Here is a 23,825-nt window from a genome sequence, read left to right as displayed (position 1 = left end):
CAGCCCGCCCGCCTGCGCTTCTCCGCCTTCGCCAAGAAYKCGACCCCGGARCTGCCGGGCACCGTCAGCCATCTCTCCCCGGCGACCACCCGCGACCCCACCACCGGCGCCAATTTCTACACCGGCGAGATCCAGATCGACGGCGATCTCGTCGCCGCCCTCGGCGACCGCAAGCTCCAGCCCGGAATGCCGGTCGAGGTCTTCATCACCACCGAGGAACGCACCGCGCTCTCGTTCCTGACGAAACCCTTCGCAGACCACGCCAACAGGATCTTCAAGGAACGCTGAAACAGAGCCATACGGGGGGAGGGGCTGTGCCCGCCCCTCTTGGAGCACTCATTGCCGCAAGGCCGCCTCGATCCCGGCGGCAATGGCAAACAGGGTGCGATCACCGCCGGTCTCGCCGGTCAGCATCAATCCGACCGGAGCCTCGCCAAGCTTATGGCAGGGCAGGCTGATCGCGCAGCGATCAAGGAAGTTGCCGAGGCTCGGGTTGCGCAACAGCAGCCCGTTCAGCCGGAAATACTCGGGATCCTCCGTCAGATCGTCCAGGCGCGGCGCCATGATCGGGCAGGTCGGCATCAGCAGCGCGTCRTAGCCTGCGGTAAGCGCATCCATTGCCGCGATGATCTCGCGCCGGGCCAGGACGAGATCGAGATAATCGGCGGCCAGCGCCTGTGCGCCGGTCGCGATCCGGCTGCTGACGCGGGGGTCGTAAAGCTCGCCCTTCGTTTCGAGCAGCGCGCGGTGCCAGGCGAAAGCCTCGGGCGCCGCGAAGCCGAACTTGCTGTTGGCCTTGCCAATTGCCCCGAGCGGCGCGAAATCAACATCGCTGATCAGCGCGCCAAGCGCGCTCAGGCGGCTGACTGCGCGGTCGAAAGCGGCGGACACGGTTGCATCCATGCCATCCCTGACGATCTGGGTCGGGATGGCAAGGCGCAGACCCGCAATAGGGCGTGGCAGCGGCGGCGCAAGAGAGTCGGCCGCCAGGACGCCGTCAACAATGGCGCAACAGGCCACGCTGGCGCCGAGCGGCCCCAATGAATCAAGGCTGCTCGACAACGGGACGACGCCATCGAGCGGCACCCGTCGCGCTGTCGGCTTGTAGCCGACAATGCCGCAGAGCGCGGCCGGAATCCGGCATGAGCCGCCCGTGTCACTGCCGAGTGCAACCGGTGCCATGCCATCGGCAACCGCCACGCCGGAGCCTGACGAGCTGCCACCCGGAATGCGGCGTGAGGCGCGATCCCAGGGACTGAGCGGCGTTCCATAATGTGGATTGGCACCGATTCCCGAATAGGCGAATTCGGTCATGTTGGTCCGGCCGATCGGGATGAACCCGGCCGAAATCATGCGTGCGATCGTCGGCGCATGAGCCTTCGCCGGCGCGCAATCGGCCAGTGCACGTGAGCCAGCCATGCTCCGTTCGCCGGCAACGTCGAAGAGGTCCTTCACGGCGAAGGGAATGCCGGCGAATGGGCCGGCCGCACGGCCGACCCGCCGCAAGCCGTCATGGGCATCAGCCGACGCCCGGGCGCTGACTGCCGAGACCGAGATGAAGGCGCGTCGACCTTCGCCCGCCGGATCTGAAATCCGTTCGAGGCATTCCTCCACCAGCGCACGGGCGGTGATCGTTCCACCGGCCAGAGCTTCAGCACAATCCTGCAACGTGCGCATGGTCATCGATTCCCCGAAGCAGCCATCATGTCAGGCTGTATCCGGGCTGACGGTCGAAATCCATTCCTGGCGACCATGGCTCTGCCATGCATTTCGAGGCGCGCGGTCCCGCATCAATCAAGCCTGCTCCAAGACAATGAGCCAGTGTCCCGAACGGTTGGAATATCGGCAAGCGGAGAGGTCGCCAATCTACTTTGGCACATTGCCATAAGAGGCTGTCGTGAATGACCTATTTGATTTATCGATCGACTGATTTCCTGATCGGCTGGCCATTCGGCAAGCAAGGCCGCGCCCGGATCAGGGGATCGAGGATCATATAGTTTGGTTCCATAATATGTCTTATGCGAATCAAGGCGGCGCTCTTTGGAGCACCGATCGAGCCCTCCTTCGGATCCGAGACTGACGGAGCTCATGCTGACGGCGACAAACGCTTGAGCCGTCACATCGCGGTGTACACTGCCCTGCTGCTGGCATGGACGGACGATTGGCCGCTGCAACCCCGATGCGCTGCCGAGAGATGTTCTCGTGGCCCGGCCGGTCCTGACAGCACCAGTGTGGTGCAGGAACGAGTGGTGGATCCGGCCACCATCCGCCTCATGCGCATGGATGCTCGGGAATCCGAAAGCCCGATCGGTCTCCCTGAACCATCATTGTGGGCTGCTTCAGCGAAGGCCGCGCCTCGGATGGTATTTCCAGGTTTGCAGCGCCTCGAGAAACGCCTGGAACTTCGACAGGCGGGCGAACTCATTGCGCGCGGGCTGCGCGTTCTAGTGGCTCGAAGGTAGGACCGCGATGCCGTGACTGCGCGAGATGCAGCCGCTCACAACTTGAAAGTCAGTGGTGAGATTATTCCCGTAAAGACCTAGTTTGGTTTGCTTTTTATCTTAGCGAAGCGCGCTCGGCTGTGTCGGGTGAGCTTGGGCGAGCGCTCTTTCGATTTCATACGAGTGACCGAAGGATTCTTGCAGCGAGGATCGCTCCTGCGGTCGCAAGGTTCAGCCTGCGCGCTATATTCCGTCACGCCGTGGCGCCCTGTTCTGCCGCGCCCTATCTGTTGCTCAGGACGCAAGCTCATGCCCAATCTGGCCATGATGCGTGGCTAGGCTCTAGAATGCTGGAAGCACCTTAAGTGGAGCTGCGGACATGAGGCGTGACGATCATCAGAGCTGGATGTGGTCGGAAGCGATCGCGATGCTGACGCGGGCCGAGCATCTGCACCGACAGTTCTTCCAGCCACGCCAGGCGGCCCAACAGGTGTCCTGGGTCCCACCGGTCGACGTACTCGAGCTCGAGACTGAGGTCCTGATCCTGGTCGCCTTGCCGGGAGTGTGCACCGACCAGGTCGAAATCGCCATCGAAGACGGCGAACTCGTCGTGGTGGGGCGCCGCACCCTGCCCTCGGAACTCCGCACCGCGACTATCCATCGGCTTGAGATTCCCCAGGGCCATTTCGAGCGCCGCGTCCGCCTGCCCCAAGGACGCTACGCGGCCGTGACGCGCAGCGACGCGAATGGCTGCCTGGTGCTCAGCCTGCAGAAATCGATTTGAGGTCGAGAGCCGTTCGCGAACAGGTGCCTGGGAGGGATTCATGCCGAGCGAGGATCGAGAGCAGGAAACCGAACAGCCGGCGGCATCGGTCGCTCATCCCGCGGCGCCTTCGACCGTGCCTTCCGATGCCCTGATCATCGTTCCGGTCCGCGACATGGTTCTCTTCCCCGGAACGGTATTCCCGATCACGATCGGACGAGAGCGTTCGGTCCTTGCGGCCCAGCAGGCGCTTCGCGAAGAGCGACCGGTCGGCATTCTGATGCAGCGCGACTCCGAGATCGAGAATCCGGCGCCTGCGGACCTGCACCGGGTGGGAACGGTCGCCAATGTCCTTCGCTATATCAACGCGCCGGACGGCAGCCATCACCTTGTCCTGCAAGGGGAGCAACGCTTCAGCCTGGTCGAGTTTGTGGTCGAGAACCCCTTCTTCGCGGCGCGTGTGTTGCGGATCGAGCAGCCCGATCTCCTCACACCGAAGATCGAGGCTCATACACTCCATCTGCGTCAACAGGCGCTCGAGGCGCTGCAACTCCTCCCGCAGGTGCCGCAGGAACTGCTTGCGGCCGTTCAATCGGCCGTTTCGCCCACGGCCCTGGCCGATCTCGTCGCCGCCTATCTGGATATCACGGTCGACGAGAAGCAGGAGCTCCTCGAGACCATCGACATCACCAAGCGCATGGACAGGATCTCGCATTTCCTGGCCCGGCGGATCGAAGTTTTGCGGCTGACCCAGGAAATCGGCCGCCAGACCAAGGAATCGCTCGATGCGCGCCAACGCGAAGCGATCCTGCGCGAGCAGATGGCAGCGATCCAGCGCCAACTGGGTGAGACGGACGGCAGAGGGCCGGAGGTCGCCGAGCTCACCGAAGCGATCGCGAGGGGCGGGATGACGCCGGAAGCGGAAGAGGTCGCGCGCAAGGAATTGCGCCGCTACGAGCGCATGCCGGAGGCCGCGGCCGAGGCGGGCATGGTTCGCACCTATCTCGACTGGCTGATCGAGCTGCCCTGGGCCCTCCCCGAGGAGAAACCGATCGACCTGGCTGCCGCCCGCCAGATTCTCGACGAGGATCATTTCGGGCTCGACAAGATCAAGCGCCGCATCATCGAATACCTCGCAGTGCGGAAGCTCGCGCCGGGAGGCAAGGCGCCGATCCTGTGTTTCGTCGGCCCGCCCGGTGTCGGCAAGACCTCGCTCGGTCAGTCGATCGCGCGAGCCATGGGGCCCCCCTTTTCGCGTGTGAGCCTGGGCGGCGTCCATGACGAGGCCGAAATCCGGGGCCATCGCCGAACCTATATCGGCGCCCTGCCCGGCAACATCATCCAGGCGATCCGCAAGGCCAAGGCGCGCAATTGCGTGATGATGCTCGACGAGATCGACAAGATGGGCCGGGGCATCCAGGGCGATCCCTCCGCCGCCATGCTGGAAGTGCTGGACCCGGAGCAGAACGCGACCTTCCGTGATAACTATCTCGGCGTCCCGTTCGATCTCTCCCGCGTCGTGTTCCTCACCACCGCCAACATGCTCGACACGATCCCCGGGCCGCTGCTCGATCGCATGGAGATCATCAGCCTCTCCGGATACACCGAAAGMGAAAAGCTTCAGATCGCGCGGCGTTATCTTCTGCGCCGACAGTTCGAGGCCAACGGTCTCGCGCCTGGGCAGGTCGAGATCGACGACGTATCGCTGCGGCGGATCATCCATGACTATACCCGCGAAGCCGGAGTGCGCGGCCTCGAACGCGAGATCGGCCGCGCACTGCGCCACGCGGCGGTACAGATCGCCGAGGGCAGCGCCACGCAGGTTCGCATCGGGGCCGATGATCTGGCGATGATCCTCGGTCCGCCCCGTTTCGAGAACGAGGTCGCCATGCGCACAAGCGTACCCGGCGTTGCCACCGGGCTGGCCTGGACGCCGGTTGGTGGCGACATCCTCTTCATCGAGGCGACCCGCATTCCCGGAAGGGGCAACCTGATCCTGACCGGCCAGCTTGGCGACGTGATGCGCGAAAGCGCCCAGGCCGCCCTCAGTGTGGTCAAGAACCGTGCTTCATCACTAGGCATCGACCCCGCCATGTTCGCCGAGAGCGATATCCATATTCACGTCCCCGCCGGCGCTACGCCCAAGGATGGGCCAAGCGCCGGGGTTGCCATGTTCACCGCGCTGGTTTCGCTCCTGACCCGCCGTACTGTGCGAAGCGACACTGCCATGACGGGAGAGATCAGCTTGCGCGGGCTGGTTCTGCCGGTTGGCGGCATCAAGGAGAAGGTCGTCGCGGCAGCAGCAGCCGGGCTCACCCGCGTCATGCTGCCAGCCCGCAACCGCCGCGATTTCGAGGACATCCCGGAGGATGCCCGCAAGAGGCTCGAATTCATCTGGCTGGAAAAGGTCGATGACGCGATGACGGCCGCGCTCGAGGACAAGCCGGCGGATCAGGCTGCTGCGGCTGAGTGAGGACGTCATCGGGCCACGCCACGGCCCTCCCCTCAATTTCGTGGCRCCATTTCCTGTTCTACCCTGGGTCGCTTAACCCAGCGTAAGGATCGCGGCAGGCAGTATCCTCCCGCCCGATTGGACGGCTGAGGCACGGACGATGTCATTCGGAAGGAAGCAGCAACAAGACCCCGCTGTGCAGGAGGCCGGCAGCGCGGTTGCGACGCGGGCTGGGCGCGTCGCCAATGCCTTGCTCATTCTTGTCCTGGTGCTGCCGATTGTGACCGCAGCGAGCATCTTCGTATCCGTGAATTTTCATCTCTGGCGCGCGACCCCGTCATTCGATCCCCTGCTGACAAAAATCGAATCGGCGCAACGCGCGAGCGGCGTCGTCTCCGGTGACGATGCCGAGGCGCTGAAACGGCTCTTCCAGCGCCTCGAGGGCATGACCGCGCAATCTGCCGAGGCCAGGAATACGGACATGGTGCATGTCCTCTTCCACGCCGTCAGTGCGGCCGAAACGACCGCAGTGACCTCTGAGGCGCAGGCCAAGCTCCCCGGCAAATCGGACCCGCAGGCCATTGCCCTGGACCTGTCCAACATTGGCGCGTCTGCCGTCGTCCTCATCGCCGACAGGCCGGCTCTATTGCAGATCAGCGGGGCACTCCCGAGCCAGCGGGCGAAGATTGGCGTCGAAGGACCGTTTGCGTTTGATCTCGCCGGAGCCAGGGATGGACTGCTCGCAGGGTTTCGCGTCGGTGCCTTTGGGGCCGGGGACGTGGCAAGCCCGGGAGACTATTCCCGTTTCCCAACGGATAGACCCCGGCAGCGACTGGTCTGCGCGGCGCTGGACAGATGGCAGCGCTATTTCGGCATCCCCAGAGAGAATTTGCGCGTCTGGTCGACCACGAACGCACGCCGGATCGAGATCGGCCAACGAAGCGTGAAGGCGGATACTCGCATTGATCCGGACGGGTACGGCGCAACCAGCGTCTGCCCACGATAGGACGCCGGCATCTGCCCGATAAGACAACACGAGTGTAGCGGGATCGAGACCATGTCGTTCGGTAAGAGGAAGCCTCCGACCACCGATGCAAAAGGCGGTGGCGCTGAGGCAAGTTCTCGCGGTCCCCAGGGCGGGAGCGGCGGTCCTGGCATAGGCGTGGCCGACATTGCAATCGGCGTGGTCGCCATTCTCGTGAGCTTTTCTGGCGCCTATTTCTTGCTGGGGCGCAGCTCCAGCCCCCCACCCCCGACTGCTCCGGCCGTTGTTGCGGGCTTCGGTTCCGATCCCGTTGCGGTTGCGCGGTCCTACAACAAGCAAGGACCGGTGCCGTTCATCGTCGGCCAGTCCTGGATGATGACGTTTGAGATGCAGCAAACTGCCGATGGCTTCAGTGCGATCGACAGCGAACTGCACGAACGCTGCATGAAGCCCACGAGCAGAGATGCCGCAGCCTACGCGGAAAAACGCGGGCAGACATTCCTGGGACCAGAGAAAGGAGCGGAGTTCCTGGCGTGCACGATGCGCATCTACAAGAACCGATTTTGCGACGACCAATACCGCAACCGCTTGGTCGCACGGCTAAGCGAATTCGTTCGCGCGCGGCGGGAACACATTTCCATGGTAAAGAATGTCCGCGAAAGCGAGATGGGTCGAATGATCGTCGCTGTCGATAGTGCCGACAGAGGCCGCGGCAATGACGTTACCTCGGGCTATCAACCGTCTGCCTTCGTGCCGGAGCCGCTCGCCGAACAGATCCGCCTCTTGTCGCGAGCCGGGTTCGTCACTCAGAAGGATTTCACTGGCCTGTTCAACTCCACCCCGGCTGAATTGAAATCCTATCTCCAATCCGACGGCAGAGCGCCTTGCGGGTAGCCCGAACCCGCAGGCACGGCGCGACATCTCAGGGCGATGGCAACGCTCTTGCAGGCTGGTTGGAGCACCGCAGCGATGTCCCAGGCCCCGACGCCATGCTTCCACGCGGCAGATTTCTCCTCGACATGATTCGTTTTGCGGCAACCCGGTCCCTTACGTAGGACAGCCGACGATCCGTGTCGCAAATGGAGGCGCGGTTCCCGGACCGGCAGATTGACGCAGTCGCCCGACAACGCGACCGCGAGGCTATCCGAACATTTGTAGGAATCGGACGATAATCGAGCAATGCGACCAATATTTAGGCAGGACTTCGTTCTTAGTGCTCCAGGTTGTAGATATTATCAGTCGTTACTCGCTGTCATACGTAGCGTCATCAATCGATTTGTTAATATATCTGCATATGGTTGATATCATTCGATCGGGGTCGGTGCAAAATATCGGTCGATACTCCAAATATGCGATGGATATAATCTACAAGACGACGAAATGGTGCCGCGGCGGCATACGCGCCCGGCCGCCAGTTTCCGGAAAGTCATCTTGACGCCGTCGGTCCAGAGTTTCACTATTCCAAAGAGAACAAGGGCGAATATGTCGCCTTCTGGGAGGTCCGGATGCTTCAAGAGCTATCGCGCCGCCAGTTTTTGAGAGGCGCAGGAACGGGACTGGCTGGAACAGCCATAGCTGCGCTGGGGTTCGGGGAGTCGGAGCAGGCGCTGGCTCAGGCCGTGCGCCCCTTCAAGCTGGCGCAAACCACCGAGACGCGAAATACCTGTCCCTATTGCTCTGTCGCCTGCGGCGTCATCATGTACGGCCTGGGCGATAGATCGAAAAATGCCCATTCGGCGATCATCCATATCGAGGGCGATCCGGATCATCCGACGAACCGCGGTACCCTCTGTCCCAAGGGCTCGGCCCTGCTCGATTTCGTCCATGCCGAGACGCGCACGAAATTCCCGCAATATCGCGGCCCCGGCCAACGTGACTTCAAGCGCATCAGCTGGGCGGAGGCGCTCGACCGCATAGCGCGGCTGATGAAGGACGACCGCGACAAGAATTTCATCGCCACCAATCAGGATGGTGTGACGGTCAATCGCTGGCTGTCCACCGGGTTCCTGGCGGCCTCGGCGACGACCAACGAAACCGCCTTCATGACCTACAAGGTGGTGCGAAGCACCGGGATGCTGGCGTTCGACAACCAGGCGCGCGTTTGACACGGACCGACGGTGGCCAGTCTGGCCCCAACATTCGGTCGCGGTGCGATGACGAACTCCTGGACGGACATCAAGAATACCGATCTCGTCGTCATCATGGGCGGCAATGCCGCCGAGGCGCATCCTTGCGGCTTCAAATGGGTCACTGAAGCGAAAGCCCAGCGGGGTGCGAAGCTGATCGTCGTCGATCCACGTTTCACGCGCTCGGCGTCCGTCGCTGATTTCTATGCGCCGATCCGGCAGGGCACGGATATCGCCTTCCTCCTGGGGGTGATGAAGTACTGCATCGATAACGACAAGATCCAGCACGACTATGTGCGCGCCTTCACCAACGCGCCGTACCTCGTGAAGGAAGGCTTTGGTTATCAGGAGGGTCTGTTCACCGGTTACGACGAAGCCAAGCGCGATTACGACCGCTCAAGCTGGGAATACGAGCTCGGTCCGGACGGCTACGTGCAGATCGACGAGACGCTGCAGCATCCGCGAAGCGTCTACCAGCTCCTGAAGACCCACATCGCGGCCTACACGCCGGAGATGGTTGAACGCATCTGCGGCACGCCGAAGGACAAGTTCCTGACGATCTGCAAGATGATCTCGGAGACGTCGGCGCGCGACAAGGTCATGACGTCGATGTATGCGCTCGGCTGGACCCAGCACTCCAAGGGCTCGCAGAACATCCGCTCGATGGCGATGCTGCAGCTGCTGCTCGGCAATATCGGCATGCGTGGCGGCGGCATGAATGCGCTGCGCGGCCATTCCAACATCCAGGGCCTGACCGATATCGGCCTGATGTCGAACCTGATCCCCGGCTATCTGACCCTGCCGACGGACAAGGAGGTCGATTTCACGACCTATATGAGCACGCGCGGCTTCAAGCCGCTGCGCCCCAACCAGATGAGCTACTGGCAGAACTACAAGAAGTTCATGGTGAGCTTCCTGAAGTCGATGTGGGGCAATGCGGCGACGCCGGAGAACGATTTCGCCTATCAATGGCTGCCGAAGCTCGACGTGCCGGGCTACGACGTGCTGCGCACCTTCGAACTGATGAACCAGGGGAAGGTGAACGGTTATTTCTGCCAGGGCTTCAATCCGCTGCTGTCCTTCCCTAATCGGGGCAAGGTCACGGCTTCGCTCTCCAAGCTGAAATTCCTCGTCGTGATGGACCCGTTGCAGACGGAGACATCGCGTTTCTGGAAGGACGAGGGCGTCTTCAACGACGTCAAGCCCGAGGCCATCCAGACCGAGGTGTTCGAGCTGCCGACGACCTGCTTCGCAGAAGATGAGGGCTCGCTCGTCAACTCCGGCCGCTGGCTGCAATGGCACTGGCCGGGAGCCGAACCTCCCGGCGAGGCCAAGAGCGACACCTGGATCATGGGGCAGCTCCATCTCCGCTTGCGGGCGCTCTACCAGAAGGAAGGCGGCGCCTTCCCTGATCCGATCCTCAACCTGCACTGGCCCTATCGGATACCGGACGATCCGATGCCGGACGAGCTGGCGAAGGAGATGAACGGCTACGTCGTCTCGACCGTCACCGACCCGGTCGATCCGAGCAAGATCGTGCTGGAGAAGGGCAAGTTGGTCGATACGTTCGGGCAGCTGCGCGATGACGGATCGACGGCCTGCGGCTGCTGGATCTATTCGGGCTCCTGGACCGAGCGGGGCAACATGATGGCCCGCCGGGATACGAGCGACCCCGGCAATACCGGCGCCTATGCCAACTGGGCGTTCGCCTGGCCGGCCAACAGGCGCATCCTCTACAACCGCGCCTCCGCCGATATCGACGGAAAGCCGTGGGATCCCAAGCGCAGGCTGATCGAGTGGAATGGCAGCACTTGGACCGGGTTCGACGTGCCGGACATCGCGCCGGCCGCCAAGCCGCGGGATGTCGGCCCCTTCATCATGAACCCTGAGGGCACCGCGCGGCTGTTCTCGCGGGGCATGATGAAAGACGGCCCCTTCCCGGCCCATTACGAGCCGTTCGAAAGCCCGGTCACCAATGTCATGGCGCCCAAGATCCGCGGCAACCCCGCCGCTCGCATCTTCAAGGACGATCTGGCGGCGCTCGGCACTTCGGACAAGTTCCCTTATGCGGCAACATCCTACCGCCTGACCGAGCACTTCCACTTCTGGACCAAGCATGTCTGGGTCAATGCGGTGCTGCAGCCGGAGTTCTTCGTCGAGATCAGCGAACAACTGGCCGCGGAGAAGAACATCCAGCCTGGCAGCTGGGTGAAGGTCTCGTCCAACCGTGGTTCCGTGCATGCGAAGGCCGTTGTGACCAAGCGCATCAAGCCGATGATTTGCGACGGCAAGACGGTCCATATCGTCGGCATCCCGCTCCATTGGGGCTTCACCGGTGCGGCAAGGAAGGGTTTCGGCCCCAACAGCCTCACTCCGTTCGTCGGCGACGCCAACATCGAGACGCCCGAGTTCAAGGCGTTCCTGGTGAATGTCGAGCCGAGCAACGGGCCGGTCACGAGCTGAGGAGGCGGCGATGGCAGGATTGCAGAGTCAGGACTTCGCCCGCATCTCGGCCACGACCTTCAGGCCGCCGGATGTTCGGCATGATTTCGAGGTCGCGAAGCTTATCGACGTCTCGAAATGCATCGGCTGCAAGGCATGCCAGGCGGCATGCCTTGAATGGAACAACCTGCGCGAGGAGGTCGGCTTCAACATCGGCGTCTATGACAACCCGCACGATCTGACGCCGAATACCTGGACGCTGATGCGTTTCACGGAATGGGAAAATGCGGAGAGCGGCAATCTGGAATGGCTGATCCGCAAGGATGGTTGCATGCATTGCGCCGATCCGGGCTGCCTCAAGGCCTGCCCCGCCCCCGGCGCCATCGTTCAGTACAATAACGGTATCGTCGACTTCGTCTCGGAGAACTGCATTGGCTGCGGCTATTGCGTGAAGGGTTGCCCCTTCAACATCCCGCGCATCAGCCAGACCGATCACAAGGCCTATAAGTGCACGCTCTGTTCCGACCGGGTCTCGGTTGGCCAGGCGCCGGCCTGCGCCAAGGCCTGCCCCACCGGCGCGATCGTCTTCGGCACCAAGGCCGCGATGCTGAACTATGCGGAGGGCCGGATCACCGACCTGAAGTCCCGCGGCTTCAAGAATGCCGGCATCTACGATCCGCCGGGCGTCGGCGGCACGCATGTGATGTACGTGCTGCACCATGCCGACAGGCCGCAGCTCTATGCCAACCTTCCGCAGAACCCCAGGATCAGCCAGGTCGTTGAGCTCTGGAAGGGACTGACCAAATATACCGGCATGGCTGTCGTGGGTTTCGCCGCCATGTTCGCCTTCGTCCATGCGACCGTCGCAAGACGTAACGATGTCAGCCGTGCGGAAGATCGCGAGGCCGAGCATCTGATCGACGAGGAGGCAGCCCGTGGCCGTGAGGCGTGAGGAAGAGCGCACGACCGTCGACCGCTACCCCGGCCGCGTGCGCGTCAATCACTGGGTGACGGCGATCTCCCTGATCCTGCTTGCGCTCAGCGGGGCCGCCCTGTTTCACCCGTCGCTGTTCTTCCTGTCGAGCTTCTTCGGTGGAGGCTCGAATACACGGATGCTGCATCCCTGGATCGGCGTGGTGCTGCTGCTGAGCTTTGCCATACTGTTCGTCCAGATGGTCCGCTACAATTTCTGGACCCGTGTCGATACAGAATGGATGCGCCATATCGGCGATGTGATGGCCGGTCGCGAGGAGAATCTCCCCGAAATCGGCAAGTATAACGGAGCGCAAAAGCTCGTCTTCTGGCTGATGACGCTGATGATCCTCGTCCTGTTCGGGACAGGTCTGATGATCTGGTACGAGTATTTCGGAACCAGCTTCACCATCGAACAGCAGCGCTTCGCCCATATCGTGCATGCGCTCGCGGCAATCGCGATGCTGCTGGTCGTCATCGTCCATATCTATGCCGGCTTCTATGTGCGYGGCACGATCAACGCGATGACGGAGGGCAAGGTGACGGGTGGCTGGGCCTTCCGGCATCATCGGCTCTGGCTCCGGCGCGAGGCCCGCAAGGGCGTCATCGACGAGCGGCAGGTGCCCCCGCGCCGTCATGGCATAGGTCCGGCGGAATAGAATTTCGCGGGGCAGCTTCGGCTGCTCCGCCTCGACGTGGCCCGTGGGGTTCGTGAGGTTGATACTTGATGAGTGACAGCCAGGATTTTGCGACCTTTGAAGATGTCGGCATCGCCGAACGCGACAAGCCCCCCTTCGTCCGGCTTCCAGACCCACGCTTGATGTTCGGGCTGCGCGCCATGCGCTTCGCAGCCCTGGCACCGGGGCACCAGCTCCAGCCCTATCTGACCTTCCTTGCGGCGCTCTCAACCGCCCAGGAGCAGTTGGCGGGCGTGATCGCTCCGCCCTCGATGCCCTCCCTCGCCGAACAACGGAGCCGAGCGGCCAACGCGATGCCTCTGCTGCCGCGTACGGAGTTGGCCTTGGACGAGGCGACGTCCACTTGTTTCGGAGGGCTTCTCGTTCTGCTCGAAGACGTCATCATGCCGGAGCTTGCTCGCGCCGCGTTGAACCGGGCGAAGGAAGCGGACAGCGCCGCCCGCGGTACCATGTTCGCAGCCGTGCTCGACGACGCCGTGCCTGCAGAGACTGCCGCCGAACACATCTTCGCGGCTGCGGCCCTGCAAGTCGTTGGGGCTCTACGCGCTGCGCTGCTCGACGCCACCCTGCCCCAGCCCGTCGCCGACGGCGTCTGCCCGTGCTGCGGCGGCCCGCCTGTCGCCAGCGCGGTCATGGCCACGGCGAACATCGAAGGTGTTCGCTATGTCCAGTGCTCGCTTTGCGCAACGCAGTGGAACCATGTCCGGGTGAAATGCGTCTCCTGCGGCTCGACCAAGGGCATCGCCTATCAGGCCATCGAAGGGATCGCTGACACGATCAAGGCAGAGACCTGCGACGAGTGCCGGACCTACCTGAAGATCCTGAACCAACGGAAGGATGCGGAGTTGGAGCCAGTGGCCGACGATGTCGCGAGCCTCGGCCTCGACCTTCTGGTCTCGGAAGCAGGATGGCGCCGTGCTGGCGTAAACCCTTTCCTGCTCGGCTACTGATCATGCGTCTCCCGGAGGGAGCCTGATGAACCGACCCGAACGCTTCCGCCCGCCATCGGTGGATGAGGTGCTACGCAGTCCGCATTGCGAGCTCGCCCTTGCACGCCACGGCCGACCGGCGACCACACGGGCTGTCCGTCAGGTTCTGGAGCGGATGCGGCAAACTGAACCGCCCCACCCTGCCCCCGTCAAGGCGATCGCCGAGCGCGCGTTGGCTTGCCTGGAGGATCAGGAGCGGCCGTCGCAACGACCGGTCATCAACCTCACCGGCACGGTGCTGCACACCAATCTCGGCCGCGCCCTGCTGGCGGAGGAGGCGATCGACGCCGTCATCACGGCGATGCGCTCCCCGACCAACCTCGAATACGACATCGAGGCCGGCAAGCGCGGCGAGCGCGACGCGCATGTCCGCGACCTCGTCCGCGAACTGACGGGGGCCGAGGACGCGCTGCTCGTCAACAACAACGCCTCGGCCGTGCTGCTCGTGCTCAACACCTTCGCCCGGGACCGCGAGGCCATCGTCTCGCGCGGCGAGCTGATCGAGATCGGCGGCGCCTTCCGCATGCCCGACATCATGGCGCGTGCCGGCGCGATCCTGCGCGAGGTCGGCACGACCAACCGGACGCATCTGCGCGATTATGCCGAGGCAATCGGCTCCGCGACGGGGCTGATCATGAAGGTCCATACATCGAATTACATGGTGCAGGGTTTCACCGCTGCCGTTGAGCCCGCAGAGCTTGCGGCGCTGGCGCATCAGCATGACCTCCCCTTCGTCGATGATCTCGGCTCCGGCACCCTGATCGACCTCGCGCGCTGGGGGCTGCGCCATGAGAAGACGGTGCAGGATGCACTGAAGGGCGGCGCGGACCTCGTCACCTTCTCGGGCGACAAGCTGCTCGGCGGGCCGCAGGCCGGCTTCATCGCTGGTCGCAAGGAACTGGTGGCCCAGCTCGCGAAGAACCCGCTCAAGCGCGCCCTGCGCCTCGACAAGCTGCGCCTTGCTGCGCTTGAAGCCACGTTGAAGCTCTACCGCAACCCCGACCGGTTGGCCGACAGGCTGCCGACGCTGCGCTTGTTCACGCGCCCTGTAGCCGCACTGCGCATCCTGGCCGAGCGCGTGCAGCCGCACGTCGCCGACGTTCTTGGCTCCGGCTGGATCGTCGAAATCGCCGATTGCTCCAGCCAGATCGGCTCAGGCGCGCTGCCGCTCGAAACGCTGCCGAGCGCCGGGATCACGATGAAGCCATCCGGCAAGGCCTCCGGCGCGGCGCTGGACAAACTCGCCGCCGCCTTTCGCGCCCTACCCCTGCCCGTGATCGGGCGCATCGCTCAAGGCGCGCTGGTCTTCGACCTGCGCTGCCTGGAGGACGAGGACGCCTTCATCGGCCAATTGCGCTTGTTGAATCCCGAGGCCGGCGATGCCCTTGCTTGACCGCCTCCTCCGTCGCGACCGGTCGCCGCCGGCCGACACCACTACGGCGATGGCTGCCGCCGCGGCGGCGGTCGAGCGTGGAGATTACGGTGCGGCGCTGGCCATCTGGGGTCCGCTCGCTCATGCCGGCCTGGCGCGCGCCCAGAACAATATCGGCGCCTGCTTCGCCGAGGGACTGGGCGTCGAGCCCGATCCGGCGCTCGCGCTGCGCTGGCTCTCGCTCTCGGCCGAAAGCGGCGATGCGGTCGGCCAGCGCAATCTCGCTGCTCTGCATTTCAAGGGTGACGGCGTCGCGCAAAGCGACGCCGAGGCGTCCCGGCTCTACCGGCTCGCGGCCGAACAGGGTGATGCGCCGGCGCAGGACATGCTCTCCTGGATGCTCCTTGAGAGCGGCAGTGCGRCCGACCTGCCCGACGCCCTGCGCTGGGCGGAAGCCGCGGCCGGGGCCGGGATCGCTGCCAGCATGACCCGGCTCGGGATGATGCATCACGAGGCGCTCGGCGTAGAGCGGAATCCGGTGCTGGCGGCGCAGTGGTGGCAGCGCGGCGCCGAAGCCGGCGACGCCGACGCGAAGGCCATGCTCGGCGCCGCGACACTGCTCGGCCAAGGCGTCACGAAAGATGCTGCCCGCGCTCTCTGCCTCCTGCTGGACGCCGAGCGCTGCGGCAGCCTGCTCGCCGCCCCCTTCATCAAGGCAGCGCGCGCGGCCGTCGCGCCCGAAGAGGCCGCGCCATGATCATCGGCACGGCGGGCCATATCGATCATGGCAAGACCTCGCTGGTGAAACGCCTCACCGGCGTCGATACCGATCGTCTCAAGGAGGAGAAGGAGCGTGGCATCACCATCACGCTCGGCTTTGCCTTTTGGCCGCAGCGGGATGGCCGGATCGTCGGGTTCATCGATGTGCCTGGTCACGAGAAATTCGTGCACACGATGCTGGCCGGCGCCTCCGGCATCGATCTGCTGCTGCTCGTCGTGGCGGCCGATGACGGGGTGATGCCGCAGACGCGCGAGCATGTCGACATCGCCCGCTTGCTCGGCATTGGCCAAGCCGTCGTCGCGATCACCAAATCCGACCTCGTCGAAGCGGCGCGCCTCGCCGCGTTGCACAGCGAGATCGGTATGCTGCTTGCTGATACGCCATTCCCTGACGCACCGATCCTGCCGGTCTCGACCGTGACCGGGTCGGGTATCGCCGAGCTTGCCGCGCGGCTGAGCGAACGAGCCCAATCCTCGCATATGCGCCGTGGCGATGGCGCCTTCCGCCTGGCCGTGGATCGCTGCTTCACACTCTCCGGCGCCGGCACGGTCGTTACCGGTACGGTCCTCTCGGGAGCAGTCGCGGTCGGCGACAGCATCATTGTCTCCCCTTCAGGCATCCCGGCACGCGTGCGCTCGATCCACGCCCAGAACCTCCCCACTGAGCGAGGTACGGCCGGCGATCGCTGTGCTCTCAATCTCGCGGGGTCGGAGATATCAAAGGACGCGATCCATCGTGGCGATATGATTGTCGCTTCGCATCTGCATGCTCCGGCCACGCGGATCGACGCCGAACTCACAATCGTCGCATCCGAGAAGAAGCCGCTGGCGATGTGGCAACCGGTGCGGCTGCACCATGCGGCGACCGAGGTGGGCGCCCGCATCGTCCTGCTTGGCGGCGAGATCGCGCCCGGCGCGACGGCGCTGGTACAGCTCGTGCTCGACAGCCCGATTGCGGCCGCCACGCTTGATCGCTTCGTGCTGCGCGACACCAGCGCCTCACGGACGATCGGCGGTGGCCGCTTCCTCGACTTGCGCGCGCCGGAGCGTCGGCGCCGAAGCCCGGAGAGGCAGRCCCAGCTGTTCGCCCTAGCCGAGACCGACGATGCGGAGGCGCTGGCAAGGCTGCTCGACGAGCCACCCTATCATGCCGAGCTGGAGGCCTTCGCGCGTGACCGCGCGCTCGGGCCCGGGCAGTCCGAGGCACTGGCGGTCAGGCTCGGCCTTGTGCCAATCGGTGCTTCGGTCATGCTCCCGCAGAGCTGGAAGAACCTCTCCGGCTCGGTGATCGAGATATTGAAAGCCTATCACGCCGACCACCCCGACCAGCCGGGAATGGGGCTGGAAAGGCTGCGATTGGCCGTGACGCCGCGCTTGCCTGCCGCCGTCTTCCGCACGGCGCTGACCCGGCTGGCGCATGCCGGTGAACTCGTCGTCATCGGTTCCTGGATCAGGCGGCCCGAGCACGAAGTCAGGCTGACGCCGCAGGATGAGGCGCTCTGGGCACGCGTCGCGCCGTTGATCGGCAGCGGCGAGCGCTTCCGCCCGCCCCGCGTACGCGACGTCGCCCAGATCCTGGGTTGCCGCGAGGAGGATATCCGCCGCCTGTTCCGCCTTGCCGGGCGTCGCGGCGATGTCCACGAGCTCGCACTTGACCACTTCTTCCTGCGCGATACGGTCTCCGAAATGGTCGGCGTCGCGGCAGACCTCGCGGCACGCGACCCGGCCGGGTTCAACGCCGCGCAGTTTCGCGACAGGCTCGATAACGGCCGCAAGGTCGCGATCCAGATCCTTGAATTCTTCGATCGCCATGGCGTCACAATCCGCCGCGGCGATCTCAGGCGCATCAACCGTCAGCGGCTCGACCTGTTCGGTCCGCTGACGGTTGATGCGTCGAATGGAGGAGAAGCGTCCCCGGTGGGGCGTCCGGACTTCAAATCCGGGAGGGGCCGTCAGACGGTCTCTGGTGGGTTCGACTCCCATTCTCTTCCGCCAGCTCACTGAGGCGCCATGACCGAAGACACAGACGCGCCGGACCTCAACCTGATCGCGGTCTTCGAGGAAGCGGCTGAAGCTGCCCGGCGGGCCGAGGACGCGTATCGTCGCGAGGCGGCCACGCGGATCGAGGTGCTCGCCCGGGAACGCGCCAACGCCTTCCGCAGGCTCAACCTGATGCGCAGCTCGACCAAAGCCATCGTCGAGGCAGAGGATCCCGACAAGGCGACTGCGCGCGCCAGGTTCATCGTCGCCAGTGCGCTCGGCTGGGACGAGATCGGTCCGCGGCAGGCGCTCGTCCTCGACAGGCTGATGCCGGTCTTCGAGGCGATACAGGACGAGATGAGCGCAAGCGAGGGGCCGCCCGGTCGGGGTTCGCAGGCCGCCCTGCTCGCCTTCGAGGACTGGTACCGGGAGGAGACCGGCACGGAGTTCTACRCTCTGTTCGAGCGCTATATGCCGGAGACCCCGCGTGTCGACTTCTAAAGGGCTGGGTACCGATTTCGACGCCTGGCTCGCCAAAGCGTTCCGAAAGGGTCCGTTCACGGCGCTGATCGTGCTGGTCCGCATTGCCGAGCCGAAGGTCGAGCCTCTGCGCTCCACCTATGTCCATGTCATCGGCGACGAGATCGACTGGGGCGACATCATCCTGATGTTTCGCAGCGCCGGCGTGAGCTGGGATGCCGTCGCGTTTTTTCCGACCCGCGCAGAGAAGGGCGGCCCACTCGACGACGCGCTCGCCCGCACGCGTTTGCGCTCGCTGGAAGACGGATTGGAGCGCGACCGGCTGGTCCTGAACCACGGCGAGCTTTTCGACGTCTGGGGGCGCCGGATGCGGGTCGATGAAACCTAGGGAAACGGCCCGAATTGCGGTTTGCGGGAAGGCCGATGCAAACGCGGAAGGTCAGATCATCGGAGCGGATGCGAGATCCGGTCCGATGATCTAGCTGACGATCACCCGCGCAGGGCCGGCCTCGACTGTTCCGACGATGCGGGCGGAGGGATATCCAGCCGCCTTCACCATGGACAGAATCTCGTCTGCCCTCCCTGCTGCACAGGAGACCAGGAGGCCGCCCGAGGTCTGCGGATCGGTGAGCAAATGGCGCTGCCAGTCCGGCAGTCCGGCCGGTAGCGCGACGCCCTCGCCATAGCTCGCCCAGTTGCGGTGCGAAGCACCGGTCACGCGCCCGTCGCGTGCCAGTTGCTCGGCCTGCGAGAGGAAGGGCAATTCAGCCAAGCGGAGCCGCAAGGTCGCGCCCGAGCCGCGCGCCATCTCCAGCCCGTGCCCGAGAATGCCGAAGCCGGTGACGTCGGTGATCGCATGGACGTCGCCATCCCCTGCTAGTTCGGCGCCGACGCGGTTGAGCAGGGTGGTCGAGGCGATCATCTCGTCATAGGCGGCCTTTGGCAGCAACTCCTTCTTGAAGGCCGCCGAATAGATCCCCACGCCCAATGCCTTGGTCAGGATCAGCGCATCGCCCGGCCGCGCACCGCTGTTCCTGCGCAGGTTCGGCAGCTTCAACAGGCCGATCACTGCAAGTCCGTAGATCGGCTCGGGTGCATCGATGGAGTGCCCGCCCGCGACCGGAATGCCGGCCTGGGCGCAGATCGAGGCGCCGCCCTTCAGGATCTCGCGCGTCGTCTCGATCGGCAGCTTGTCGAGGGGCATGCCGAGGATTGCCAAGGCCATGATCGGCTTGCCGCCCATGGCATAGACATCCGAGATCGCATTGGTCGCCGCGATCCGGCCGAAATCATGCGGATCGTCGACCATCGGCATGAAGAAATCCGTCGTCGCGACGACGCAGGTCTCATCGTCGATCTGCCAGACCGCCGCATCGTCGCCGGTCTCCGTGCCGACGAGAAGCTGACGGTAAGGCCCTGCCGCAGGGTGGTCCGCAAGCAGTTGCTGCAGGACCGACGGCGCCAGCTTGCAGCCACAGCCGCCGCCATGTGCCAGGCTGGTCAGGCGGGGGGGAGCGGGAGTGTCAAGGTCGATCGTGTCGCTCATGGTCCAGTCTCCAGAAGAGCAGCGCCCCATCCGCCTCGCCGACTAAGCCGTGATCTCGGCCGACCTGATCGTGTACTTGAACGTGTCGGCATCGAGACAGTCGAGCAACGCGCCAGCGATTTCAGCCTGCGGATACATCAGGAATGCCACCTTGTGGCGCGAGCCCGGCAATTCCAGGTCATGAGCCATGTTGTAGCCGAGCCAGTTGCCCTCCCAGGCGCCGAACAGCGTCTTTCGCGCGGCCACCACCTTGGGCGTGTCGATTGCATTGTTCCCTGGCGGCTCCTCCAGGACGACCTTGCGCACATCGGCGGGATCGGTTGCGACCCAACCATAGCCATCGAGCCAGACCTCGGCTCGGCAATGCTGCGCCTTGGTGATGGTCGCGGAACCGGCACCGAGGCTGGCATAGCCGAACTTCGAAGGCGCGACGCGAATACCGTAGATGTCGCGGGCCGGGATGCCCGCGGCACGTACCAGCGCGACATAGAGTGCGTTCAGATCGGCGCATTTGCCGCCAAGATTGCCGGTGCGCAGCATCGAGGCGACGTCGCCGGTACCGCAACCGCGTGTCCTGGCGTCACGGAACGTGTTCACGACAACCCATTCGTAGATCGCTCGCGCCTTGTCGAGGTCGCTCGCCTTACCGGCAATCGCCTTATCGGCAGTCTCCTTGACGATGCCGTCGGTGGGCATCAGCTCGGTCGCCTCGAGATAAAGCCTGCGCTCGGCCGCGCTCAGAATTGGCGCCTGGGATCTTGCGCCGAGATCTTCGGCCCGGTCGCGCAGCGAAAAACTGCTGCGAACCTCGATAGCGGGCGCTGCCTCACCGTCCTTGAAGACAACATGCAGCAACTGCGCGCCATATTTGGGATCACTGACGACCTCCGCCGAGGCAGCGTTACTCTGCCAGGCGTTTTTACCCAACCTGATCCATTCGCCCTCCTGCACTGATGGCAGCGGAATCCAGGCCTGTGCCCTGCCCTTCGCCGGCAATTCGAGCCGGGTCAGCACCTCGAAATTGCGCCAGGCACCGGGCGAAGGCGCAAAGACGGCGTCCTGGGCGAGGACGTGGTGCGGAGCCACAAACCCCGCAGCTGCGACCACGGCACCGGTTTTCAGCATGTCACGACGCGTAATCATCGGATCTCCTCCCTGCTCTGGCTTCCATCGATCGTCTGTTCCGCCGGCGTCCCGTTCTTGCGCTGCGACAGTCGCGTCAGCACGGGGATGACGGCCGGGCCCGTCCAATCGAGCGGCTCTTCGGCCTTGAAGGCCGGGCTCAGGTCGCGATCGAGCACGAAGCTCGTCGGCAATCCCTCAACATGCCAGGCCTTCATCGCGCTGCGGTCGCGGTCCAGCAGGATGGGGAATGAAACCGGGCGCTCGCGGAAGAAGGTCCTGACCCGGGCGTCGACCTCGCCGACATCGACGGCGAGGATCGTGAGCTGGACCGGCTGCTGAGCCGCGAGTGCGTTCAGCGAGGCCATCTCCTCGATGCAGGGGGCGCACCATGTCGCGAAGAAATGGACGATCACGGGACCGCCGGGCAGCTCCGCCAGATCGATACGAGCGCCGTCGAGGCGGTCGAGAACGAGTGTTGGGGTGGTTTCGGCAAACCAAGGCTTGAGCTCTTCGGCCAAGCTCGACGTGCTGGCGAGCACCAGCGACGAGGCGATCAACAGCACCCGCCAGGAGCGCCCTTGTCCGGCATTCAGTCGATGAGCGCCCCGAAACTCGGGAGCCGTGACCGTAACCACGCCTCATCTTGTCCCAGATGCTCCAGCAAGGTCAATTTCGACTTTCGCCGCGGCACATGATGAGTGCGCACCCAGGGTCTGTCCGGATTGGAAGGCGCCCGTGCCACGAGAGCTCCGGCTTCGCTGTCACATACAGACCAGCGCTCGCTGCGCTTCATTGGGGCGCCGAGCCCACCCGCGCTTCTCCGTCTTGTTCGGACGAAGCGCGCCATGCCTCCTCAGCGGCGCTCGCAACGGCAGTGGGTCTGTGCCATTTTTCGCAGGCGACGGTCCGATCTCCGGTCGGCGCAGCAGGACGATCGATATGGAGAGCCACCTCCGGGTAGAATCGACGGTCTGGCGAAATGGCGGCCTTGCTCCGAGCAGCCGCGCCGTGCCGGAAGAATCTGCGATCGCGATCACCTATAACGGATCATCTTACGCCGTGATGATGGCGACACCCGATGATCTCGAGGATTTCGCGATCGGGTTCAGCCTGACCGAAGGTATCATCCCCTCGCTGGATGAAATCCACTCGCTTGCGATCATCGAGCAGGAGATCGGCATCGAGTTGCAAATCTGGCTCGCTGATGCGCCTGCGGAGAAGCTCCAGCATCGCCGTCGCTATCTGGCAGGACCGACCGGCTGCGGCTTGTGCGGCATCGAGCAGCTCTCCGAGGCGATACGGCCTCTGCATTCGGTTCCGCTCGGCCTGAATTTCTCTCCTGAGGAGATCATGATGGCGGTTCAATCGATCTCGGGCCAGCAAACGCTGAATCGTCAGACGCACGCAGTGCATGCTGCCGCTCTCTGGGAGCGCCACCAAGGCCTTGCTGTCCTGCGCGAAGACGTGGGCAGGCACAATGCCCTCGACAAGCTGGTCGGGGCACTCGCCCGCCAGAAGCGCGAGGCCGATACCGGCATCGGTGTCCTCACCAGCCGCATCTCGGTCGAGATGGTTCAGAAAGCTGCCATCGCTCGACTACCAATTCTCGCTGCCGTCTCCGCTCCCTCGGCGCTGGCCATACGGACGGCAGCCGATGCCGGAATGACGCTGATCGGGATCGCACGCGGCGACGGCTTCGAGATATTCACCCATCCCGCTCGCATATCGTGGACCTAAAGCATTGGCCCGAAATGTAGATTGCGGCTTTCGGGAAAGGCGATGCAAACACAAGGTTAGATCATCGGACCAGACATGATGTCCGGTCCGATGATGTGGTGCGCTTGTTGCCGGGGACGTTACGCAAGCGGTTCGTCCTCGAACATGGAATTCGCGCCGGTGCTTCAGAGCGCGAGGCGTGACCTCGCCTGTTCGGCCTGTGCCTTCGCCATTGCAATCAGCGGTGACCGGCGCGCGAGGACATCTTGGACATTCGTCTTGTCCGCACGCTCAGGCGCGCCTGAATCGAAGGGCGGTTGCGGGTCGTATTCAAGGACGAGCTGGATGTGGCGTGCGGTTTCCTCACCCACGAGCGCAGCAGCGAGCGTCAATCCGAAATCCAGTCCGGCCGTCACACCTCCGCCAGTCATCCGGTTGCGATCGATCACGACGCGATCAGTCTGGAGCTTTGCGCCCATCAAAGGCAGTAGATCCCGGACATACCAGTGCGAGGTCGCTCGATAGCCCTTCAACAGTCCCGCGGCTCCGAGCAGCAGAGAGCCGGTGCAGACGCTTGTGACATAACGAGCTTGCGCGCCGCGTTCGGCGAGGAAACCCAGCACCTCGCTATCCCCCATCAGGGTGACACTGCCCTTCAACCCGCCGGGGACGAACAGGGCGTCGAGATCGCGGGGGCATTCGGAGAATGTCGTTGTTGGCGTGACCGGCAGTTTCACATCGCTGGTGACGGCTGCCCTGCCCTTCCAGACCAGATGAGTTTCAGCCTGCAGAAGCGAGAACACCGTCAGCGGACCGACGAGATCGAGCAGGACCATATCCGGGTGGACAAGCATCGCGACGCGCATCGGCGCGGAACCCGTTGCCGCAGGTTGTGCCTCGGCCGCGCGCACATGTCCGAACAAGCCCGAGAGCGCCCCTGTCGCGGCCAGTGCTGTCA

At 64.2% G+C, this 23,825-nt stretch carries 19 protein-coding genes, 1 tRNA gene and 1 pseudogene; 16 read left to right on the top strand and 5 right to left on the bottom strand.

The window, feature by feature from the left end; translation table 11 throughout:
• A partial coding sequence (locus AC1DRP_RS19400) for a beta-barrel domain-containing protein (RefSeq protein WP_476769304.1) occupies positions 1-288 on the top strand: 288 nt, incomplete at its 5' end.
• A 48-nt stretch (positions 289-336) separates the two neighbouring features.
• On the opposite strand, the gene AC1DRP_RS19395 is transcribed toward AC1DRP_RS19400, so the two are convergent.
• The gene (locus tag AC1DRP_RS19395) at positions 337-1,683 is read right to left on the bottom strand and encodes an amidase (RefSeq protein ID WP_441507781.1); all 1,347 of its coding nucleotides are present in this window, start codon (positions 1,681-1,683) and stop codon (positions 337-339) included.
• 1,137 nt (positions 1,684-2,820) lie between these two features.
• On the opposite strand from AC1DRP_RS19395, the gene AC1DRP_RS19390 reads away from it, so the two are divergent.
• The 14 genes and pseudogenes from AC1DRP_RS19390 (at position 2,821) to AC1DRP_RS19325 (ending at position 18,868) form a co-directional block, all read left to right on the top strand.
• Positions 2,821-3,225 (top strand): Hsp20/alpha crystallin family protein, encoded by a 405-nt coding sequence (locus AC1DRP_RS19390; protein WP_441507783.1) that lies wholly within the window; start codon positions 2,821-2,823, stop codon positions 3,223-3,225.
• Between the two features lie 40 nt (positions 3,226-3,265).
• Entirely contained in the window at positions 3,266-5,677 is a 2,412-nt protein-coding gene (lon, locus tag AC1DRP_RS19385; protein WP_476769303.1) for an endopeptidase La, read from the top strand.
• A 139-nt stretch (positions 5,678-5,816) separates the two neighbouring features.
• Positions 5,817-6,662, top strand: a complete 846-nt coding sequence (locus tag AC1DRP_RS19380; RefSeq protein ID WP_441507785.1) for a hypothetical protein — start codon at positions 5,817-5,819, stop codon at positions 6,660-6,662.
• 51 nt (positions 6,663-6,713) lie between these two features.
• On the top strand, positions 6,714-7,535 hold the full coding sequence (locus AC1DRP_RS19375) for a hypothetical protein (protein WP_441507786.1): 822 nt from the start codon (positions 6,714-6,716) through the stop codon (positions 7,533-7,535).
• Positions 7,536-8,146: 611 nt separating this feature from the next.
• On the top strand, positions 8,147-11,230 hold the full coding sequence (fdnG, locus tag AC1DRP_RS19370) for a formate dehydrogenase-N subunit alpha (protein ID WP_441507787.1): 3,084 nt from the start codon (positions 8,147-8,149) through the stop codon (positions 11,228-11,230).
• Positions 11,231-11,240: 10 nt separating this feature from the next.
• Entirely contained in the window at positions 11,241-12,161 is a 921-nt protein-coding gene (gene fdxH / locus AC1DRP_RS19365) for a formate dehydrogenase subunit beta (protein ID WP_441491594.1), read from the top strand.
• Positions 12,145-12,840, top strand: coding sequence for a formate dehydrogenase subunit gamma (locus AC1DRP_RS19360; protein WP_441491595.1), 696 nt, complete (start codon positions 12,145-12,147; stop codon positions 12,838-12,840). Before fdxH ends, AC1DRP_RS19360 begins: the two co-directional genes overlap by 17 nt.
• A 68-nt stretch (positions 12,841-12,908) precedes the next feature.
• Entirely contained in the window at positions 12,909-13,829 is a 921-nt protein-coding gene (fdhE, locus tag AC1DRP_RS19355; protein WP_441507788.1) for a formate dehydrogenase accessory protein FdhE, read from the top strand.
• 25 nt (positions 13,830-13,854) lie between these two features.
• On the top strand, positions 13,855-15,261 hold the full coding sequence (gene selA, locus AC1DRP_RS19350) for an L-seryl-tRNA(Sec) selenium transferase (protein ID WP_441507789.1): 1,407 nt from the start codon (positions 13,855-13,857) through the stop codon (positions 15,259-15,261).
• Positions 15,248-15,997: a tetratricopeptide repeat protein gene (locus AC1DRP_RS19345; RefSeq protein ID WP_476769302.1), complete on the top strand. Its 750-nt coding sequence runs from the start codon at positions 15,248-15,250 to the stop codon at positions 15,995-15,997. The genes selA and AC1DRP_RS19345 overlap by 14 nt, the downstream gene beginning before the upstream one ends.
• Positions 15,994-17,808, top strand: a pseudogene (selB, locus tag AC1DRP_RS19340) (selenocysteine-specific translation elongation factor); the annotation flags it as partial. The gene AC1DRP_RS19345 and the pseudogene selB, both read left to right, overlap by 4 nt.
• Before the next feature lie 111 nt (positions 17,809-17,919).
• Positions 17,920-18,015 (top strand) — tRNA-Sec (locus AC1DRP_RS19335).
• A 15-nt stretch (positions 18,016-18,030) separates the two neighbouring features.
• The gene (locus AC1DRP_RS19330; protein ID WP_476769301.1) at positions 18,031-18,501 is read left to right on the top strand and encodes a hypothetical protein; all 471 of its coding nucleotides are present in this window, start codon (positions 18,031-18,033) and stop codon (positions 18,499-18,501) included.
• Positions 18,488-18,868 carry a hypothetical protein gene (locus tag AC1DRP_RS19325; RefSeq protein WP_441491600.1) on the top strand — a complete coding sequence of 127 codons (381 nt, stop codon included), beginning with the start codon at positions 18,488-18,490 and terminating at the stop codon, positions 18,866-18,868. The genes AC1DRP_RS19330 and AC1DRP_RS19325 overlap by 14 nt, the downstream gene beginning before the upstream one ends.
• Positions 18,869-18,958: 90 nt before the next feature.
• On the opposite strand, the gene selD is transcribed toward AC1DRP_RS19325, so the two are convergent.
• From selD to AC1DRP_RS19310, 3 genes are read right to left on the bottom strand one after another with little or no spacing between them, the layout of a single operon-like run.
• The gene (gene selD / locus AC1DRP_RS19320) at positions 18,959-20,026 is read right to left on the bottom strand and encodes a selenide, water dikinase SelD (RefSeq protein ID WP_441491601.1); all 1,068 of its coding nucleotides are present in this window, start codon (positions 20,024-20,026) and stop codon (positions 18,959-18,961) included.
• Positions 20,027-20,068: 42 nt separating this feature from the next.
• Entirely contained in the window at positions 20,069-21,169 is a 1,101-nt protein-coding gene (locus tag AC1DRP_RS19315) for a transglutaminase-like domain-containing protein (protein ID WP_441507793.1), read from the bottom strand.
• On the bottom strand, positions 21,166-21,786 hold the full coding sequence (locus AC1DRP_RS19310; protein WP_441507794.1) for a TlpA family protein disulfide reductase: 621 nt from the start codon (positions 21,784-21,786) through the stop codon (positions 21,166-21,168). Before AC1DRP_RS19310 ends, AC1DRP_RS19315 begins: the two co-directional genes overlap by 4 nt.
• 304 nt (positions 21,787-22,090) lie before the next feature.
• Here AC1DRP_RS19310 and fdhD point away from each other — a divergent pair, with 304 nt between their 5' ends.
• On the top strand, positions 22,091-22,888 hold the full coding sequence (gene fdhD, locus AC1DRP_RS19305; protein WP_476769300.1) for a formate dehydrogenase accessory sulfurtransferase FdhD: 798 nt from the start codon (positions 22,091-22,093) through the stop codon (positions 22,886-22,888).
• Between the two features lie 164 nt (positions 22,889-23,052).
• On the opposite strand, the gene AC1DRP_RS19300 is transcribed toward fdhD, so the two are convergent.
• Positions 23,053-23,825, bottom strand: a 773-nt coding sequence (locus AC1DRP_RS19300; RefSeq protein ID WP_476769299.1) for a DJ-1/PfpI family protein, incomplete at its 5' end; no start/stop codon positions are given.

This window comes from Allobosea sp. 01N443, from assembly GCF_056399325.1.
This window is presented reverse-complemented; position numbering and strand designations above follow the sequence as displayed.

Coding starts and splice junctions, on each gene's coding strand:
- AC1DRP_RS19390 (WP_441507783.1), top strand. CDS start 2,821: ATGAGGCGTGACGATCATCAGAGCTGGATGTGGTCGGAAGCGATCGCG.
- AC1DRP_RS19380 (WP_441507785.1), top strand. CDS start 5,817: ATGTCATTCGGAAGGAAGCAGCAACAAGACCCCGCTGTGCAGGAGGCC.
- AC1DRP_RS19375 (WP_441507786.1), top strand. CDS start 6,714: ATGTCGTTCGGTAAGAGGAAGCCTCCGACCACCGATGCAAAAGGCGGT.
- fdxH (WP_441491594.1), top strand. CDS start 11,241: ATGGCAGGATTGCAGAGTCAGGACTTCGCCCGCATCTCGGCCACGACC.
- fdhE (WP_441507788.1), top strand. CDS start 12,909: ATGAGTGACAGCCAGGATTTTGCGACCTTTGAAGATGTCGGCATCGCC.
- selA (WP_441507789.1), top strand. CDS start 13,855: ATGAACCGACCCGAACGCTTCCGCCCGCCATCGGTGGATGAGGTGCTA.
- selD (WP_441491601.1), bottom strand. CDS start 20,026: ATGAGCGACACGATCGACCTTGACACTCCCGCTCCCCCCCGCCTGACC.
- AC1DRP_RS19315 (WP_441507793.1), bottom strand. CDS start 21,169: ATGATTACGCGTCGTGACATGCTGAAAACCGGTGCCGTGGTCGCAGCT.
- fdhD (WP_476769300.1), top strand. CDS start 22,091: ATGGAGAGCCACCTCCGGGTAGAATCGACGGTCTGGCGAAATGGCGGC.